The organism is Aldersonia sp. NBC_00410, from assembly GCF_026342035.1.
Classification (GTDB): domain Bacteria; phylum Actinomycetota; class Actinomycetes; order Mycobacteriales; family Mycobacteriaceae; genus Aldersonia.
This window is the reverse complement of sequence record NZ_JAPENM010000007.1, coordinates 240,486-257,119: the sequence shown is the minus strand read 5'-3', so window position 1 is coordinate 257,119 and position 16,634 is coordinate 240,486. Positions and strand designations below refer to the sequence as shown.

16 protein-coding genes are annotated in these 16,634 nt (G+C 65.4%); 9 read left to right on the top strand and 7 right to left on the bottom strand.

The window, feature by feature from the left end:
- Positions 1–72: 72 nt before the first annotated feature.
- The 5 genes from gyrB to dnaA all read right to left on the bottom strand — a co-directional run bounded on the left by gyrB (position 73) and on the right by dnaA (position 7,578).
- Positions 73–2,115, bottom strand: coding sequence for a DNA topoisomerase (ATP-hydrolyzing) subunit B (gyrB, locus tag OG921_RS17765; protein WP_266113818.1), 2,043 nt, complete (start codon positions 2,113–2,115; stop codon positions 73–75).
- Positions 2,116–2,371: 256 nt separating this feature from the next.
- Positions 2,372–2,932 carry a DUF721 family protein gene (locus OG921_RS17760; protein WP_266113817.1) on the bottom strand — a complete coding sequence of 187 codons (561 nt, stop codon included), beginning with the start codon at positions 2,930–2,932 and terminating at the stop codon, positions 2,372–2,374.
- Entirely contained in the window at positions 2,929–4,182 is a 1,254-nt protein-coding gene (recF, locus tag OG921_RS17755; RefSeq protein WP_266113816.1) for a DNA replication/repair protein RecF, read from the bottom strand. Before recF ends, OG921_RS17760 begins: the two co-directional genes overlap by 4 nt.
- Before the next feature lie 5 nt (positions 4,183–4,187).
- A complete protein-coding gene (gene dnaN / locus OG921_RS17750; protein WP_266113815.1) occupies positions 4,188–5,375 on the bottom strand; it encodes a DNA polymerase III subunit beta in 1,188 nt (395 codons plus the stop codon).
- A 499-nt stretch (positions 5,376–5,874) separates the two neighbouring features.
- Positions 5,875–7,578, bottom strand: a complete 1,704-nt coding sequence (gene dnaA, locus OG921_RS17745) for a chromosomal replication initiator protein DnaA (RefSeq protein ID WP_266113814.1) — start codon at positions 7,576–7,578, stop codon at positions 5,875–5,877.
- A gap of 733 nt (positions 7,579–8,311) precedes the next feature.
- Between dnaA and rpmH the strand changes: the two genes are divergently transcribed.
- From rpmH to OG921_RS17700, 9 genes are all read left to right on the top strand, one after another.
- Positions 8,312–8,455 (top strand): 50S ribosomal protein L34, encoded by a 144-nt coding sequence (rpmH, locus tag OG921_RS17740; protein ID WP_058854877.1) that lies wholly within the window; start codon positions 8,312–8,314, stop codon positions 8,453–8,455.
- 29 nt (positions 8,456–8,484) lie between these two features.
- Positions 8,485–8,865: a ribonuclease P protein component gene (gene rnpA, locus OG921_RS17735; RefSeq protein ID WP_266113813.1), complete on the top strand. Its 381-nt coding sequence runs from the start codon at positions 8,485–8,487 to the stop codon at positions 8,863–8,865.
- Positions 8,862–9,206 (top strand): membrane protein insertion efficiency factor YidD, encoded by a 345-nt coding sequence (gene yidD / locus OG921_RS17730; protein ID WP_266113812.1) that lies wholly within the window; start codon positions 8,862–8,864, stop codon positions 9,204–9,206. The genes rnpA and yidD overlap by 4 nt, the downstream gene beginning before the upstream one ends.
- Positions 9,207–9,210: 4 nt before the next feature.
- Positions 9,211–10,332, top strand: coding sequence for a membrane protein insertase YidC (gene yidC, locus OG921_RS17725; protein ID WP_266113811.1), 1,122 nt, complete (start codon positions 9,211–9,213; stop codon positions 10,330–10,332).
- A 49-nt stretch (positions 10,333–10,381) separates the two neighbouring features.
- Positions 10,382–11,026 carry a protein jag gene (locus OG921_RS17720; protein ID WP_266113810.1) on the top strand — a complete coding sequence of 215 codons (645 nt, stop codon included), beginning with the start codon at positions 10,382–10,384 and terminating at the stop codon, positions 11,024–11,026.
- A 210-nt stretch (positions 11,027–11,236) separates the two neighbouring features.
- The gene (rsmG, locus tag OG921_RS17715; RefSeq protein WP_266113809.1) at positions 11,237–11,911 is read left to right on the top strand and encodes a 16S rRNA (guanine(527)-N(7))-methyltransferase RsmG; all 675 of its coding nucleotides are present in this window, start codon (positions 11,237–11,239) and stop codon (positions 11,909–11,911) included.
- A gap of 53 nt (positions 11,912–11,964) precedes the next feature.
- Positions 11,965–13,014 (top strand): ParA family protein, encoded by a 1,050-nt coding sequence (locus OG921_RS17710; protein WP_266113808.1) that lies wholly within the window; start codon positions 11,965–11,967, stop codon positions 13,012–13,014.
- A 3-nt stretch (positions 13,015–13,017) separates the two neighbouring features.
- Entirely contained in the window at positions 13,018–14,043 is a 1,026-nt protein-coding gene (locus OG921_RS17705) for a ParB/RepB/Spo0J family partition protein (protein WP_266113807.1), read from the top strand.
- A 121-nt stretch (positions 14,044–14,164) separates the two neighbouring features.
- Positions 14,165–14,872 (top strand): GNAT family N-acetyltransferase, encoded by a 708-nt coding sequence (locus tag OG921_RS17700; RefSeq protein ID WP_266113806.1) that lies wholly within the window; start codon positions 14,165–14,167, stop codon positions 14,870–14,872.
- Positions 14,873–14,894: 22 nt separating this feature from the next.
- Here OG921_RS17700 and OG921_RS17695 read toward each other — a convergent pair whose 3' ends face one another.
- On the bottom strand, positions 14,895–16,082 hold the full coding sequence (locus OG921_RS17695) for an N-acetylmuramoyl-L-alanine amidase (protein ID WP_266113805.1): 1,188 nt from the start codon (positions 16,080–16,082) through the stop codon (positions 14,895–14,897).
- Positions 16,083–16,251: 169 nt separating this feature from the next.
- Complete coding sequence (gene trxA, locus OG921_RS17690; RefSeq protein WP_266113804.1) at positions 16,252–16,596, bottom strand: thioredoxin; 345 nt, start codon at positions 16,594–16,596, stop codon at positions 16,252–16,254.
- Positions 16,597–16,634 lie beyond the last annotated feature (38 nt).

Below are 16,634 nucleotides of genomic sequence, written 5' to 3'. Positions count from 1 at the left end.
GGGGATGAAATCGGTGGGCGGAGCCCTCCATGCTTGTCGGGGGGTCCTTGGGGGGCGGAGCCCCCCAAGTGTTCAGACGTCGAGGAAGCGAACGTCCTTGGCATTGCGGGTGATGAAGCTGCGTCGGGCCTCCACGTCCTCACCCATCAGGACCGAGAACAGTTCGTCGGCGGCCGCGGCGTCGTCGAGCGTCACCTGACGCAGCACCCGGACTGCGGGGTCCATCGTGGTCTCCCACAGCTCCTTGGCGTTCATCTCGCCGAGACCCTTGTAGCGCTGCACGCCGTCGTCCTTATTGATCTTCTTGCCTGCGGCGAAGCCGGCTTCGAGCAGGCCGTCGCGTTCACGGTCGGAGTAGGCGAACTCCGGTTCCGTGCGTTGCCATTTGAGCTTGTACAGCGGCGGCTGCGCGAGGTACACGTGACCGTGCTCGACGAGCGGGCGCATGAATCGGAACAGCAGCGTGAGCAGCAGCGTCGAAATGTGCTGACCATCCACGTCGGCGTCGGCCATCAGCACGATCTTGTGATAGCGCAGCTTGGTGATGTCGAACTCGTCGTGGATGCCGGTGCCGAACGCGGTGATGATCGACTGGACCTCGTTGTTCTTGAGCACCCGGTCGATACGTGCCTTCTCGACGTTGATGATCTTTCCGCGCAGCGGCAGGATCGCCTGATACATCGAGTCGCGGCCCGATTTGGCCGAGCCGCCGGCCGAGTCGCCCTCCACGATGTAGATCTCGGACTTGCTCGGCTCCTTCGAGCGGCAGTCGGCCAGCTTGCCGGGCAACCCACCGAGATCGGTCGCGCTCTTGCGCCGGACCAGTTCGCGCGCCTTGCGCGCCGCCATCCGGGCCTGCGCCGAGGACACCGCCTTGTTCACGATGGTCTTCGCGTCCGCAGGATTCGCCTCGAACCAGTGCGCAAGATGCTCGTTGCAGGAGCGCTGCACGAACGACTTGACTTCGGTATTGCCCAGCTTGGTCTTGGTTTGCCCCTCGAACTGCGGCTCGGACACCTTGACGCTCACGATCGCCGCGAGCCCTTCGCGGATGTCGTCGCCGGTGAGCTTGCCGTCCTTCTCCTTGAGCAGCTTCTTCTCGAGCGCGTACTTGTTGACCACTGTTGTCAGGGCTGCACGGAAGCCTTCTTCGTGCGTGCCGCCCTCGTGCGTGTTGATCGTGTTGGCGAAGGTGTGCACCGACTCCGAGTAGCCGGAGTTCCACTGCATGGCCACCTCGAGTTCGTGGCCGGTGCCCTTGCCGGTGAAGCCGACCACCGAGTTGTGGATGGGCGACTTGGTGCGGTTGATGTGCCGGACGAAGTCCTCGAGGCCACCCGGGTAATGGTAGGTCCGAAACTTCACCTTGTGCGGCTTGGCCTCGGCCTCCTGCTCCTCTTCGGCATGGGTTTTCGGCGCCTCGGCCGTCTCGCTGACCACCTCTTCGGTGACGTCGTCCTGCGCGACCCGCTCATCGGTGAAGGTGATCGTCAGCCCGCGGTTGAGGAAGGCCATCTCCTGCAGCCGGCGCGACACGGTCTCGAAGTTGTAGACGGTGGTCTCGAACACGTTCGGATCGGCCCAGAATCGCACCGTGGTGCCGGTGCGCTTCGTCGCCTCGCCCTGGATCAACGTGCCGGGGACCGCGTCCTTGTATTCCTGCGTCCAGTGGTAGCCGTCGTTGTCGATCTCCACCTCGAGCCGGGTCGACAGCGCGTTCACCACCGAGATACCGACACCGTGCAGACCACCCGAGACGGCATAGGAGTCCGAGTCGAACTTGCCACCGGCGTGCAGTTGGGTCATCACGACCTCGACCGTGGGCACGCCCGAGGCATGCATTCCGGTCGGAATGCCACGTCCGTCGTCCACGACCTGGACACCACCGTCGGCGAGCAACGTCACGTCCACCTGCGTGGCGTGGCCCGCCATCGCCTCGTCGACCGAGTTGTCGACTACTTCCCAGACCAGGTGGTGTAAGCCGCGCTCACCGGTGGAACCGATGTACATGCCGGGGCGCTTGCGAACCGCTTCGAGACCCTCGAGAACCGTGATGGACGACGCGCCGTATTCACCCTTCGACCCGTCCTTCTTGCCAGACTTCTGCGCAGCCACTCTCCCCGGTTCTCCTTCTCGACTCGTCCACTTCCCGGCGCCATCGGCACACGACGATCCACGGCGCTCACACGCAGGAAGTTCGGCTCGGCGCCGGTACTCTCCATCTTACTGGTACGTAGGGGTGGTAGCGGCACCTTGACACCCCAAGAAGGTGCCTGACTGCCACACAGACGCGATTTCACGCACGTGGCCGGGACAAGATGTGGGTAAATCGCGCTACCCGCACATCAGCTGGCAACCCGCGCCGGTTGGCTCAGCCGTAGGTATCGCGCGGCCCGCGGCCCGAGACGTGCCGTTCACCCTTGCGCCAACTCGGCGTCGCCGGACCGGTAATGCGCAGCCCGGTCACCAGTCCGTCGCCGACCGCTGCGGCAATCCTCGCCAGAATCTGTGATTGCAACATCCGCAACTGCGTCGCCCAGGCCGTCGACTCCGCGGACACGTGCAGTACTCGCTCGCGTAGCGCGGTGGGAACGCAGTGGCTGGCGACGTCGTCTCCGACCACTGCCGACCACCGACCGAAGACCGTGCCTTCGGCGAACTTGTCCGACCAGCCAGAACTGCGTGCTATCGTCGAGGCGAGATTGCCCAGTGGCTGCGGATCGCGATTATCCGGACCCGGACCCGACCAGCCGCGCGAGCGCCGCACCGGCGCCGCGCGTGCACGCCGGGGCGAGGCATTGCCACGGCCGACGGCCTTGCCGTTCGCGCGGGCCTGCGCCCTGGCCTCCTCGAGCGCACGCCGGGCGATATCGCTGCCCGACGGCGCGGAAGCAGCCGAATCAACAGCCGGATCCTCATCTGCGGAGTTCACCGGGTCACTTCCTCCCGTTCGGATCCTCCATCTGATACGGCACCGTGGTCAGGAGCACCGTCGGTCGCACCGACGAGCCTGGACACACGACCCGTCGCGGTGGCCTCGGCCTCGACACCGATCCGTTTCGCCTCGAGCTCCGCCGGCACATCCTCGGGCACGGCGGCGGTCATCAAAACCTGTTCCGCGCCCACCGCGACGGTAGCCAGAGCGCTACGCCGGCGCCGGTCCAATTCCGCGAACACGTCATCGAGCAACAGTACGGGCTCGGCACCCTCGGTACGCAGCAACTCGAACGACGCGAGTCGCAAAGCCAGTGCGAAAGACCAGGATTCGCCGTGACTGGCGAACCCTTTCGCCCCGGTATCGCCGAGTACCAGCTCGAGATCGTCGCGGTGCGGACCGACGAGGCACACGCCGCGCTCGAGTTCGCGGGGCCGGGCCGCAGCGAGTTCCTGCAGGAACACCGCCTCGAGGAGATCCCGATCGTCGACGGCGGGTTCATGCCCCGGGTCGAGAAACTCCGGCGGCAACGCGGCACCCAGACTGCTGCGGTATCGCACGGTCGCCGACCGGGACTCGGGTGCGATCGAGCGGTACGCGGCGCCTATTTGCGGCTCGAGATCCCCGACCAGCCGCAGCCGCTCGAGCAGCAATTCGGCACCGTGCGCAGCCAGATGCCCGTCCCAGACATCCAGCGTGCTCAGCTCCGTGCCGCCATCGCCGCGGGACCGGCTCGAGCGGCCCGCCGATTTGAGTAGCGCACCGCGCTGCCGCAGGACCCGGTCGTAATCGGCACGTACAGCGGCCAGCCGCGGCCGCCGGGTGGTGGCGAGTTCGTCGAGGAACCGTCGCCGCTCGGCCGGGTCACCACGGACGAGCGCGAGATCCTCCGGGGCGAACAACACGGTCCGCAGAATGCCGAGGATCTCCCGCGGCCGCCGCGCCGGTGATCGGTTGATCCGCGCGCGATTACCGGATCCGCTGTTCAACTCCACCTCGACGGTCAGTTCTCGACCCTCGTTGACCACGGTTGCACCGATCCGGGATTGAACACATCCCTGCCGGATCAGCGGCGCGTCGGCGGCCACTCGATGGCTCGACAGGGCGGCCAGATAGCCGAGCGCCTCGAGCAGATTCGTCTTGCCATTTCCGTTGGCGCCCACGAACACCGTTCGTCCCGGTTCGAGGGCAACATCGAGCTCCGGCCAGGACCGGAAATCCGCGAGCGACAGCCTGCGTACGAACACCGGCCTCAGCCGGGTAGCCGAACCGGCATGAGCAGGTAGGTGTAATCACGATCCGGCGCCGGGAAACTGCCGCCGGCGTCGGGGGTCAGCTCGCCGTCCTCGGGAGCCGACTGCAGCACCGCGGGACGGCTGGGTGTGGTGAACCCGAACGACACCCGCGCGGTGTGCAGTGCGGACAGTCCGTCGTTCAAATACCCCGGGTTGAACGCGATGGTGAGCGGCTCGCCGAAGAACTGCGCCTCGAGCCGTTCCTCGGCCTTACCCGCGTCGTCGCCGCCGGCGGTGAGCCGCAGCCCGTCGGCGGTGAACTCGAGCCGAACCTGTGCGCCACGCTCGGCGACCAGAGCGACACGCTTGATCGCGTCGACCAGCGGGGCCACCTCGACGATTGCCATCGCGGTGTGTTCCTTCGGCAGCAGTTGACGAAACTTCGGGAACTCCGCGTCGAGCAGTCTGGTCGTGGTGCGCCGCCCCTCGTTGACGATGCCGAGCAGACCGTCGCTGCCAATCGACGAACCACTGCCGAGGGCCAACTCGACCGCCGAATCGGAGCTTCCGACAAGTGTTTTCGCGGTCTCGGACAGGGTGCGCGCCGGGATGAGCAGAGCAGCCGACACATCATCGCGGGCCGGATCCCAACTCAGCTTGCGCACCGCAAGGCGGAAGCGGTCGGTAGCGGCGAGTACGACATCGGCGCCCTCGATTTCCACCCGGATGCCGGTGAGCATCGGCAGCGTGTCGTCGCGGCCGGCGGCGACGGAGACCTGGCCGACGGCTTCGGCGAACAGCTCTTGCCCGATGCCACCGGTGCGTTCGGGCAGCGCAGGCAACTGCGGGTAATCCTCGACCGGCATGGTCGGCAGCGAGAACTTCGCACTGCCACAAGTGATCAGGACGCGCGCACCGTCCACCGCGACGTCGACCGGCTTGGCGGGCAGCGACTTGGTGATGTCGGCGAGCAGCCGGCCCGAGACCAGGACCGCACCCGGTCCGGCGACCTCGGCGGCGAGGCGCATCTGCGCCGAAACCTCGTAGTCGAAGCCGGAAACCGACAGGCCTTCCTCGTCGGCGACCAGCAGCACCCCACCGAGCACCGGGACCGGCGGGCGAGACGGAAGGCTGCGCGCCACCCAGGCCACCGCATCCGCGAAATCCTCTCGAGCAACCCGAAACTTCATGCTCGCAGAGTCCATCGGTCGAGGATTCCTCTCGGTCTGGTGTGTGGTTGGCACGCCATCTGGGTAGTCCGGCGATAGCTGCGCTGGACGCGGCACGCCAGGAAGTCTGTCACGCGGCAGACCAACACGCTATGCGTTCGGGCGGGTTGTGCAAAACCGTCCACGCGAGTCTGCGGACGGTCGGTGTGACGAGGATTGGCTGTGCATCGAGGATTGTTCACAGGGCTGTTTTCAATGAGGTTCTCTTAGACAAGACTCACCGTCGTAGTAATAGGTCCTGTGGATTCTGTGGACTGACATCGATTGCGCTGCTCGAGGTGCGTGTCGGCTTGGTGATGGTTTCGTAACAAACTCGAGGACTAATCGTTGTTGTTGTGTATTTCTCGAGGTTACTCGCGGTTTTCCTCGAGTCCATCCCCAATCTGTCCACCTTTTCCACACAGTTATCCACAGGTGTGAATGGCATAGAAATCCCGCCCCGGTGGGCCTCCGGAGCGGGATCGGTTGGGGAGGGTCAGCGTTTCGAGCGCTGCTTGATTCGTGCCGTCAGTTCCTGCACCTGGTCGTACACGCGCCGGCGCTCGGTCATTTCCTTGCGGATCTTCTTGTCGGCATACATCACCGTGGTGTGGTCGCGGCCGAACGTTTGACCGATCTTGGGCAACGACAGGTCGGTGAGCTCGCGGCACAGGTACATCGCGATCTGCCGGGCCTGTGCGAGCGGACGGGCCTTACCGGGGCCACACAGGTCCTCGATCGAGATCTGAAAGTACTCCGCGGTCACGGCCATGATCGTGGCCGCACTGATCTCCACGGTCGACGTGTCCGGAATGAGATCGCGCAACACGATCTCCGCGAGCGTCAGATCCAGCGGTGCACCGTTGAGCGAGGCGAATGCCGTGACCCGGATGAGCGCGCCCTCGAGCTCGCGAATGTTGCGCTCGATCCGGCTCGCGATCAGCTCGAGCACATCGAAGGGAACGTCGAGCCGGTCCATCCGGGCTTTCTTGCCGAGGATGGCGATGCGCGTCTCGAGTTCGGGTGGCTGCACGTCGGTGATCAAGCCCCATTCGAATCGGGTGCGCAGTCGTTCCTCGAGGGTGGTCAGCTGCTTGGGCGGCCGGTCCGAGGACACCACGATCTGCTTGTTCGAATTGTGCAGCGTGTTGAAGGTGTGGAAGAACTCCTCCTGGATGCCTTCCTTGCCTTCGATGAACTGGATGTCGTCGACGAGCAGCACATCGGTCTCGCGATAGCGCCGCTTGAATGCGACCTTGCGGTCGTCACGGAGGCTGTTGATGAAGTCGTTGGTGAATTCCTCGGTGGAGACATACTTCACCCGCATCCCAGGAAACAGCCGCTGCGCATAGTGGCCCGCGGCGTGCAGGAGATGCGTCTTGCCGAGGCCCGACGCACCCCAGACGAACAGTGGGTTGTAGGCCCGTGCCGGGGCTTCGGCGATCGCGACCGCCGCGGCATGCGCAAATCGGTTCGACGCACCGATGACGAAGGTGTCGAAGGTGTACTTGCTGTTCAGGCTGGCCGCGCCGCGATCCGCGGTCTGCGCGGAGGTCGGCGGCTTGCTGAAATACGCCGGCCACGGCTCCTGGACACTGACGATGTCTGTTTCGTCGTCGTCGATGTCGGAGGTCGACGCGGACGCGGCGGACAGTCGGCGCCGTTCCCAATCGGTGGGCGCGGCGAGACCGTCGTCGGGCCCACCGAAGCCAGTGTCGTACGGGCTGCCACCAATGTGCGGGTCGGCGCCGTTGGGCTGGGTCTGGTTGGGTGCGGTCTCGCCCGGAGGCTGCCGACCGTTGGAGCCGTCGGCGCCGTTGAGCGGACGGTAGGAAGCGGCATCGCCGGGTGGTGGGTAGGAGCCGGTACCGGTGGGGTCGGCGCCGTTGGCCGCAGGGTCGGTCTCCGCCGGGTCGGCGGGGGCGACGCGGACGCCGAGGCCTTCGACACTCGAGCCGAGTTGTCGGCCGAGCGAGCGCAGGATCGGTTCACGCAGATCGCGCTCGATCGCCTCCTGCGCCAGCACCGAGGGAACGGACAGCAGCGCAAAACCCTCGACCAGGGACAGCGGTTTGGCCAGGTGCAGCCAGCCACGTTGTGCGCCGGTAACGGGAGAGATGGTGCCGTCGGATGATCCCTTGGTCAGCTCGGCGACGACATCCGGCCATACGTTGGACAGGGCCGGTCGATCGTCTTCCACAGCGCATCCTCCCGGGTCGATCCGCGCGGGATCCCACGCACGTCATCGTTGTCGCTATATCGAGCTTCGCGGCGCGCCGTTGCGCTCGCGACTTCCCCGCCCGGCACAGACGTTTCTGCCGTGGTCATTCCGCAGGCTGCGCGCTCCTGCGGTCGCCCAGGGAACACGAATGATGCCACCTCGACCGTGTCTCCACACAATTATCCACAGATGTGGAAAACGACAGCGCTGTCAGTCGGGGCCGGATTGGGCCCCTTGAACCGACCGCTGCCTGCGGAAATGGTGATGCTGATGTCACGCTTTGAAAATCGGGCCCGCGAGCGGTACCCGAACTCGGGTCAGCAAAGGTACGTACAGTGCCGTTTGACTCCTCGGCGTCGCCGGCGACCGTTACGGTCTCGAGCGCTTCGCGAGAAGATCGTGTCCTGCGGCACACGCATGCAAGCGAACGTAGCAGCGGCACCCGCGATGCGTTGGAAAATCACGGATCGGGTCGAGAAGAGTTCGGCCGGTCGGCCGGGGGTCGGCGCGGAGGCGAGTTTGACCGTGGCTACTGCGTTTCAGTATCCTTCTACGGTCGCCCTTCGATGAGGTGGCCGTTCAGTGCTGACCACGATCGCCGACACAGTCGCGAAGCCGATGCAGCCGTCCGGGCCGAACCGTCGATGGCGGCCAACGATTTCGTCCACCAGCAAGGGTGCCGTCAGGCGCCGATTATCGAGGAGTGTTCACCGTGGCCAAGGGCAAGCGGACGTTCCAGCCGAACAACCGTCGTCGGGCGCGGGTTCATGGCTTCCGTCTCCGGATGCGTACCCGTGCGGGTCGCGCCATCGTCTCTGCGCGTCGCCGCAAGGGCCGCGGCACGCTGACTGCCTGACAAGGCTTCTCGCAAGCTCGGACGCTCGGGTGCTTCCTGAGCCGTATCGGTTGCATCATCACGCAGACTTCTCCCGGACGGTGCGCCGCGGCCAACGGACCGGGAGACGTGATCTCGTCGTGCACGGATTCGATTGTGGAGCCGACGTGTCTGTTTCGCAGCTCCGCTCCGGAGGCCCCCGCTTCGGGTTGATCGTCAGCAAGTCGGTGGGGTCTGCGGTCGTTCGTCACCGCGTGGCCCGCCGACTCCGCCATATTTGCGCCGAGGTCCGGCCCGGTGTCTCCGCCGATGTCGACGTCGTGATTCGCGCGCTGCCCGGATCGGCGCACGCCTCCTCCGATGAGCTGGCCCGACAGCTGCGCAGCGGTCTGGCCAAACTTCGCCTGCTCGAGCCGGGTGTCCTGACATGAGCGCGACCTCGATTGCCGCCGCCGTGCGTGGCCTCCCGGCGCGTACGGTGATATTTGCGATCGAGCTGTACCGAAACTTCGTCTCTCCGTTGCGGCTTCCGACATGTCGGTTCACCCCGACGTGTAGCGAGTACGCGGTGACGGCACTGCACGAATGGGGCCTGGTGCGGGGGTTGTTCCTGACCACCGTTCGGTTGGTCAAATGCGCGCCCTGGCATTCTGGTGGGTGGGATCCGGTTCCCGAACGCGTGGACCGGTCGCAACACCGTCAGTCCGGTGCCTCGCAGAACGCACTCGGCTCGTGCGCCCACACGGGCGTGAATGAACAGAGGAGAACCTAGCGCTGTGCTGGATTTCATCTACTACCCGGTCTCTTGGATCCTGAAGTTCTGGCACATAGTGTTCGGGGCCGTGCCGGGGCTGGGCCCGGACAGCGGCATCGCGTGGGCACTGTCCGTGGTGTTCCTCGTGTTCACGCTGCGCGTGGTTCTCTACTGGCCGTTCGTCAAACAGGTCCGCACGACGCGGCAGATGCAGGAGTTGCAGCCGCAGATCAAGGCGCTGCAGAAGAAGTACGGTTCGGACCGGCAGCGCATGGCGCTCGAGATGCAGAAGCTGCAGCGCGAACACGGCTTCAACCCGATCATGGGCTGTCTCCCGGTGCTGGCGCAGGCACCGGTGTTCATCGGTCTGTTCCACGTGCTGCGCTCGTTCAACCGCACCGGGCATGGGATCGGCCAGCTGGGCATGTCGATCGAGGAGAACGCGAACACGCCGAACTACGCGTTCAGCGTGACCGATGTGCAGTCCTTCCTCGACGCACGGCTGTTCGGTGCCCCGATTTCCGCGGCGATCACCACGCCGAAGGCTCAGCTCATCGCGTTCGGTTTGCCGATCCCGAGCGTCTGGACCATTGCTGTCGTTGCGGTTCCACTGATGGTGATCGCGTCGTTGGCCACGCACTTCAACTCGCGAGCCTCGGTGGCGCGGCAGAGTGCCGCCGCCTCGGCCAACCCGCAGGCCGCGATCATGAACAAGCTGGCGCTGTGGGTGTTCCCACTCGGCGTGCTCGTCGGTGGTCCGTTCCTGATGATCGCGATCCTGCTGTACTGGGTCGCCAACAACATCTGGACCTACGGGCAGCAGCACCTCGTGTTCGGCAGGATCGACCGCGAGGAAGAGGCCAAGAAGCAGGAAGCGCTCGAGCGCCGTGCTTCCAATGCGCCGAAACCCGGCGCCCGACCGACGCAGACGAAAAAGGGTTCCGCTACAGCGGACGAGGACGTGAGTGCCTCGAGCGACGGGGCCGCGGCCGGTGAGGCGAGTGCCTCGAGCGACGGGGCGGCAGCCGCCAAGAAAACGTCACCGAAGAAGGCGCCGGCAAAGGGCGCCCAGGGGCAACGCAAGTCGGGTGGTCAGGCCCGGCCGGGCAACCGCGGGCGGGCGAACCAGAAGAAACGTCGCTGAGCCGCGTCGCCGTGCGGCGGCGGGTGAGGCGTGACGAGAGAAGACGGCTATGACCGAGCAGACCATGACAGACGACGGAGGCGATGAGGCTGTGATTTCGACGGCGGATATGGCGGCGGAGGACGTCGAGTCGGCGGGTGTCGACACCGACGCGAGTGTCGCTGGTGACACCGAGACCGACGCAAGTGTCGGGACGGATATCGACGCGGAAGAAGATCAGGAGGGCGACGCCGAAGACGCGTTGATCGAGGAAGGCGAGATCGCCGGCGACTACCTCGAGCAACTCCTGGATGTCCTCGACTTCGACGGCGACATCGACCTCGATGTCGAGGGTGACCGGGCCGTGGTGAGCATCGACGGTGGCAGCGACCTGACAAAGCTCGTCGGCCGCAAGGGCGAGGTGCTCGACGCATTGCAGGAGCTCACCCGCCTGGCCGTGCAGCAGACCACCGGGGATCGCAGTCGGCTGATGCTGGATGTCGCGGGCTGGCGCGCGAAGCGGCGCGAGGATCTCACTGCGATCGGCCGGGAAGCGGCGGAGCGCGTGCTCGCCGGCGGCGACCGTGAGGTTCTCTCGCCGATGACGCCGTTCGAGCGCAAGATCGTGCACGACGCGGTCGCCGCCGTCGATGGTGTGTCCAGTGAGAGCGAAGGCGCGGAACCGTCGCGTCGAGTCGTTGTCATTCGCGACTGACTGTTATCCCATCCGCTACCCGCGAGTTGTTTCATTCGCCGACGAAGCGTGGCGTGTCATTCGCGGCCCGCGAGTGGAAGTATGAGGAGGCCCCCGGCGGAAGTCCGGGGGCCTTTTCAGTGCTTTCGGGGAAGTCCGGGGGCAGTTCAGTGCTCCCAACGCCGAATTACCCTGATGTGATTTGCGGGGGCCGGTGGGGATGGACGGAGGATGTTTCACGTGGAACCAGACGCAGCGGACCGGCGGCCCCCAGCGAGCGCGACCGCAGTCTTCGGCGATCGCCTCGAGTTGGCGCAACAGTATTGGGACGCCCTGGCGACGGACGGTGTGGTTCGCGGGTTGATCGGTCCTCGGGAGGTTCCCCGGTTGTGGGAGCGTCACATTCTCAACTGTGCAGTCGTGGCAGAGTTGCTGGGCGAGGGCGAAACGGTTGTGGATGTGGGCAGCGGTGCCGGACTGCCCGGTATTCCCCTGGCCATCGCGCGCCCGGACCTTCGGGTGACTCTGGTCGAGCCGTTGCTGCGGCGGACCAAGTTCCTCGTCGAGTTCATCGAAGCGGCGGGGCTGCCCATCGTGGTGGTCCGCGGCCGCGCGGAGCAGCCAGGTGTCGTCAAGGAAGCCGGCGGGGCGGATGCGGCCGTTTCTCGGGCGGTCGCCCCTCTCGGAAAGCTCGCGAAGTGGTGTCTTCCGTTGGTGCACGATCATGGACGGATGCTTGCGCTGAAAGGATCTTCTGCGAGTGAGGAACTCGCGCGCGAGGCTGCTTCCCTAACAGACGCGGGTGCTGGCAAGCTAGAGATACTCGAGTGCGGAGGTGACGTTGTGCCAACGCCGACCATTGTTGTTCGCGCGGAGAGGCTCCCCCGTAGACACCATCGACGGTGACCCAACCGGTCGAGATCAAGATCGTGCTGTGTTCTATCTCGAAGGAGTGATTGATGCCCGACGGTCCCACGGCCGACGTTTCACGTGAAACGAGCGCACCAGGTCCCGAGGAGGGGGCAGAACACGACGACTTCGCGGCCGAATACGGGGACGATCCCTACGACGGCCTTTCCCTCAACGACACCCCGATCGGCGCCGCCGCGCACCGGGCCAGTCAGGTCCTCCACCCGGATTCGGCGACGGACCTACCGAAGCCGACTACTCGCCGGGTGATCACGATCGCCAACCAGAAGGGTGGCGTTGGCAAGACCACCACGGCCGTCAACCTCGCCGCGGCATTGGCGCTGCAGGGGCTCACTGCTCTCGTCATCGATCTCGACCCGCAGGGCAACGCCAGCACGGCACTCGGTGTGGATCACCGCGCGGGCGTCGCCTCGAGCTACGAAATGCTGCTCGGCGAGATCGGGATGGGCGAGGCGATTCAGCAGAGTCCGCACAACGAACGGCTGTTGTGCATTCCAGCCACCATCGACCTCGCCGGTGCAGAGATCGAACTGGTCTCCATGGTGGCGCGGGAAGGCCGACTGAAAACCGCACTCTCCGCCGAGGTCCTCGACGCCCGCGGCGTGGACTTCGTCCTCATCGACTGCCCCCCTTCGCTCGGCCTGCTCACCGTCAACGCGCTCGTCGCGGCAAACGAGGTGTTGATCCCGATCCAATGCGAGTACTACGCCCTCGAGGGCGTAGGGCAGCTACTGCGAAATATCGATTTGGTGCAGTCGCACCTGAACCGCGACCTCCACGTCTCGACCGTGATCCTGACGATGTACGACGGGCGGACCAAGCTCGCCGATCAGGTGGCGGCCGAGGTGCGTGGACACTTCGGCGATATCGTGCTGCGCTCGGTGATCCCGCGCAGCGTGAAGGTCTCCGAGGCACCCGGGTTCGGTACGACGGTGCTTGACTACGACCCCGGTTCACGTGGAGCGATGAGCTATCTCGACGCGGGCCGGGAGTTGGCCGCGCGAACTGCCACAAGTGGTGTGGCGGCAGAGACCGGTGTGGCCGGGCAGTCAGGTGTGGCAGTGGAAAGGGCGTACTGATCGATGAGTCAAACGCGCAAAGGTGGACTCGGCCGTGGACTAGCGGCGCTGATCCCGACTGGTCCGGAATCGCACAGCGGACTGGGCAGAGCGGCGGCGGATGTGGTCATCGGTGTCGAGCGGCACGGTGACCGCTCCGCGGCGGGTAGCACGCTCGTCACGTCCGGCCGGCGGACGAGCTCCGGTGCCGCCGGCGAAGCGGACCTCTCCCCCACCGGTGCCGTGTACCGGGAGATTCCGCCGAACCAGATCGAACCCAACCCGCGTCAGCCACGCCAGGTCTTCGACGAGGAATCGCTCGCCGAGTTGGTGCATTCGATCCGCGAATTCGGCCTCATGCAGCCGATCGTGGTTCGCCGAACGGGTGCCGAGTCGTACCAGATCGTCATGGGCGAACGGCGTTGGCGCGCAGCCCAGGAAGCCGGGCTCTCGGCGATTCCCGCCATCGTTCGGGAGACAACCGACGGCTCGATGCTGCGCGACGCGCTGCTCGAGAACATTCATCGGGTACAGCTCAACCCGCTGGAAGAGGCTGCTGCCTATCAGCAGTTGCTCGAGGAGTTCGAGGTCACCCACGAGGAACTCGCGACCCGACTCGGTCGCTCGCGGCCGGTGGTAACCAACATGATTCGGCTGTTGAAGCTGCCGATCCCGGTGCAACGCCGGGTGGCGGCCGGTGTGTTGTCCGCCGGACACGCGCGGGCACTGCTGTCGCTCGAGGCCGGTGCCGACGCGCAGGAGGCACTGGCAGCGCGCATCGTGGCCGAGGGAATGTCCGTGCGTGCAACCGAGGAGGCGGTGACGCTGGCCAACCGCGCCGACGACACCGACTCGCCAACTCCCGCACGCAGACGACAGATTCAGATGCCTGGTCTCCAGGACGTGGCCGAGCGGCTGTCGAATTCCTTCGATACGCGCGTGACCGTGAGCCTCGGGAAGCGGAAGGGGAAGATTGTGGTGGAGTTCGGGTCGGTCGACGACCTGCAACGAATTATCGCCCTGATGGAGCAAGATCCGCCGAATCTATGAGTGTTTATCCAGGTCCCGACACCCACGGCAATAACGTCACTGTGACAGATCGCTCGAAGGTGTTGTGGCACAAGCCGAGTCGCCGCGGGGCCGCAATCGTGACCGGAGCGTGAGTAGAGCCGTGTCCCTCAGCGTTTCAGCACTGACCCTCGACGGGGTGGACAACCTTCCGATGCATTCTCGGCGATGTCTGTTCTGGGAAGTCGAGCCGAATGTCGCGAATGGCCAGAATGTCTCGGATCCGGTATTCGAAAAGGAAGCCTGGCTGTCCATGGTCATGCTCGAGTGGGGGTCGTGCGGACAGCTCGCGATGAGCGACGGCCGGCCGGCGGGTTGTGCGATCTACTCACCGCCGGGCTCAGTGCCACGAGCGAATCACTTTCCCACCTCGCCGGTGAGCTCGGATGCGGTGCTACTCACCACCCTTCGCCTCGAGGGAGTGGGTGGCACCGGGGCGGCGTTGCACGGCAACGACGCCGACGAGTTGTCACGTCTGCTCGTGCAGGCGGTCATTGCGGATTTGGTGCGCCGGGGTGTGCGCGCCCTCGAGGCATTCGGTAACCGTTCCGACGGTGTGGCAATCGAAACCGCTCCGGATGGCCCGCTCGCGACGGCATCGCGGGAGTGCTCGCCGGAGACCTGCATGATCGGCGCCGACTTCCTCGAGGAGGTGGGATTCGAAGTGGTTGCACCGCACCACCTCTATCCGAGGCTGCGGCTCGAGCTCGACACCGATCACGGATGGAAGGCCGATGTCGAGCACGCACTCGATCAGCTACTCGCCGCGGCCGCCCTCACCGAAGAACGAGTGATGGTCGGATCCTGCTGAAGGGCGGTTATCCCCGAACGGCTCAGCCGCGGTTGATTGCGGCGAGTTCCTCGGCGAGTAGTTCGGCGAATGTGTATGTTCCCGTGGGCTGGTCGTCCTGACCGAGCAGGTACAGCCGCTTGACCGAGATGAGGATCGCCTCGGCGATCACGTCGCGGTAGCGCGGATTGGTCAGGATCTGCGCGTCGTACTCGTTGGTGAGATAACCGATGTCTACCTGGATCGTCGGCATCTTGGTGAGGCGCAGTAGATCCCAAGTGCGGCCGTGCGTGCGGCAGTCCTGCAAGGAAGTTCGAGCCACAACTTCGCGCTGAACGAATCCGGCAAGCACCTGACCGATCATCGAGGCCGAGCCGTGCGAGTTGCCGAAATGGAAGCCGGCGACGCCGTTGGCCAGCGGACTGGCGCTGCGCGCACAACGCAGCGAGATCATCAGGTCGGCATCGAAACCGTTTGCGGTGGAGGCTCGTTCGACGTCATTCGGGTTGGCGTCCCACGGCCGCGAGAGGAACGTCTCCATCCCGGTGGCGGCCATCCGGCCCTCGAGCCGGCTCGCGAGATCCCACAGGATCTCCGACTCGTACATGTCACCGAATTCGGTCGGCACCGAAAGGCCCTTGTCCGGGCCGCCGAGCCCGGGATCGATGACGATCCGCTTGCCGGTGAGCTGCGGGCCGGATCGGTGGACCAACTCCTCTTCCGAAATCCGGTGGGGATTACCGCCGGTGACGCGAGGCCCGAGCAGTTCGAGCGAGCGCAATGTGTCCGGGCCGCAGATGCCGTCCGCGGCCAGACCGATTTCGCGTTGGAAGGCACTGAGCGCGTCGTGGGTGACCGAGCCGAAGAAGCCGTCGATCCGGTCGACATAGAAACCGAGATCCTGCAGGCGTCGTTGCAGCGTGGCGACGTCGTCCCCGTACAGCGGAGCTGACAGCTGGTAGATCAGGGTGCGGGCACCGAGTCGATAGGAGGCTTCCTTGAGAGCGCGGTAGGTCGCGGGACCGACGATGCCGTCTACGAGCAGCCCGCGTTGCTGCTGGAAAGCCCGCACGGCGCTGTCGAGCACGTCATCGAAGAGGGCATCGGTTGCGCGCCAGTAGTCCCCGTTGCCGGTCGCGCCGCCACCGTCGTCGAGGAGACCAAGACCGGACAACGCGCCGCAGACTTCGGCAACGGCGGGGCCTCGATCGCCGCGGCGGAGTCGGTGCATGGGGAGAGCCTTCCTCGACATTGCGGATAGCGAACGGCGGTGCCATTGAACCCGTCGCCGCACGGCACAGGGAAAGATTCTCGCAGAATCGCGCGGATTCCGGAGAATCCGCGCGACTGCGGCGCGGCAATGTTTCCGGTGAACCGACTGACGGTTTCCGGTGAACTCGCTAGAGAATGTCCTCGAGCTCGCGCAACAGGGCTGCCTTGCCCTTGGCACCGACGATTTGCTTCGCAGGCTTGCCCTCGGCGAACAGGATCATGGTCGGGATCGACATGATCTGGTAGTCGCGCGCGATGCTCGGGTTGGCGTCGATGTCGAGCTTCGCGACGGTCAGCTTGGCGGAATGGTCGGCCGCGATCTCTTCGAGGACTGGGGCGACCATCTTGCAGGGACCGCACCAGGTGGCCCAGAAGTCGACGAGCACCGGCTTCTCGCTGGCCAGGACGTCCTGGGCGAACGAGTCGTCGGTCACCGTGATGGTCGCGGATTCGGAGGTCTTGCTATCGGCCACCTTGTGTCTCCTGTTGTTTTCGAATGGTGAGTATGGGG

Excerpts from the sequence above, each read along its gene's own strand:
- dnaN (WP_266113815.1), bottom strand. The coding sequence starts at position 5,375 with ATGGACTCTGCGAGCATGAAGTTTCGGGTTGCTCGAGAGGATTTCGCG.
- yidD (WP_266113812.1), top strand. The coding sequence starts at position 8,862 with ATGAGCGCGACCTCGATTGCCGCCGCCGTGCGTGGCCTCCCGGCGCGT.
- OG921_RS17705 (WP_266113807.1), top strand. The coding sequence starts at position 13,018 with ATGAGTCAAACGCGCAAAGGTGGACTCGGCCGTGGACTAGCGGCGCTG.
- OG921_RS17720 (WP_266113810.1), top strand. The coding sequence starts at position 10,382 with ATGACCGAGCAGACCATGACAGACGACGGAGGCGATGAGGCTGTGATT.
- OG921_RS17695 (WP_266113805.1), bottom strand. The coding sequence starts at position 16,082 with ATGCACCGACTCCGCCGCGGCGATCGAGGCCCCGCCGTTGCCGAAGTC.
- rsmG (WP_266113809.1), top strand. The coding sequence starts at position 11,237 with ATGTTTCACGTGGAACCAGACGCAGCGGACCGGCGGCCCCCAGCGAGC.
- OG921_RS17710 (WP_266113808.1), top strand. The coding sequence starts at position 11,965 with ATGCCCGACGGTCCCACGGCCGACGTTTCACGTGAAACGAGCGCACCA.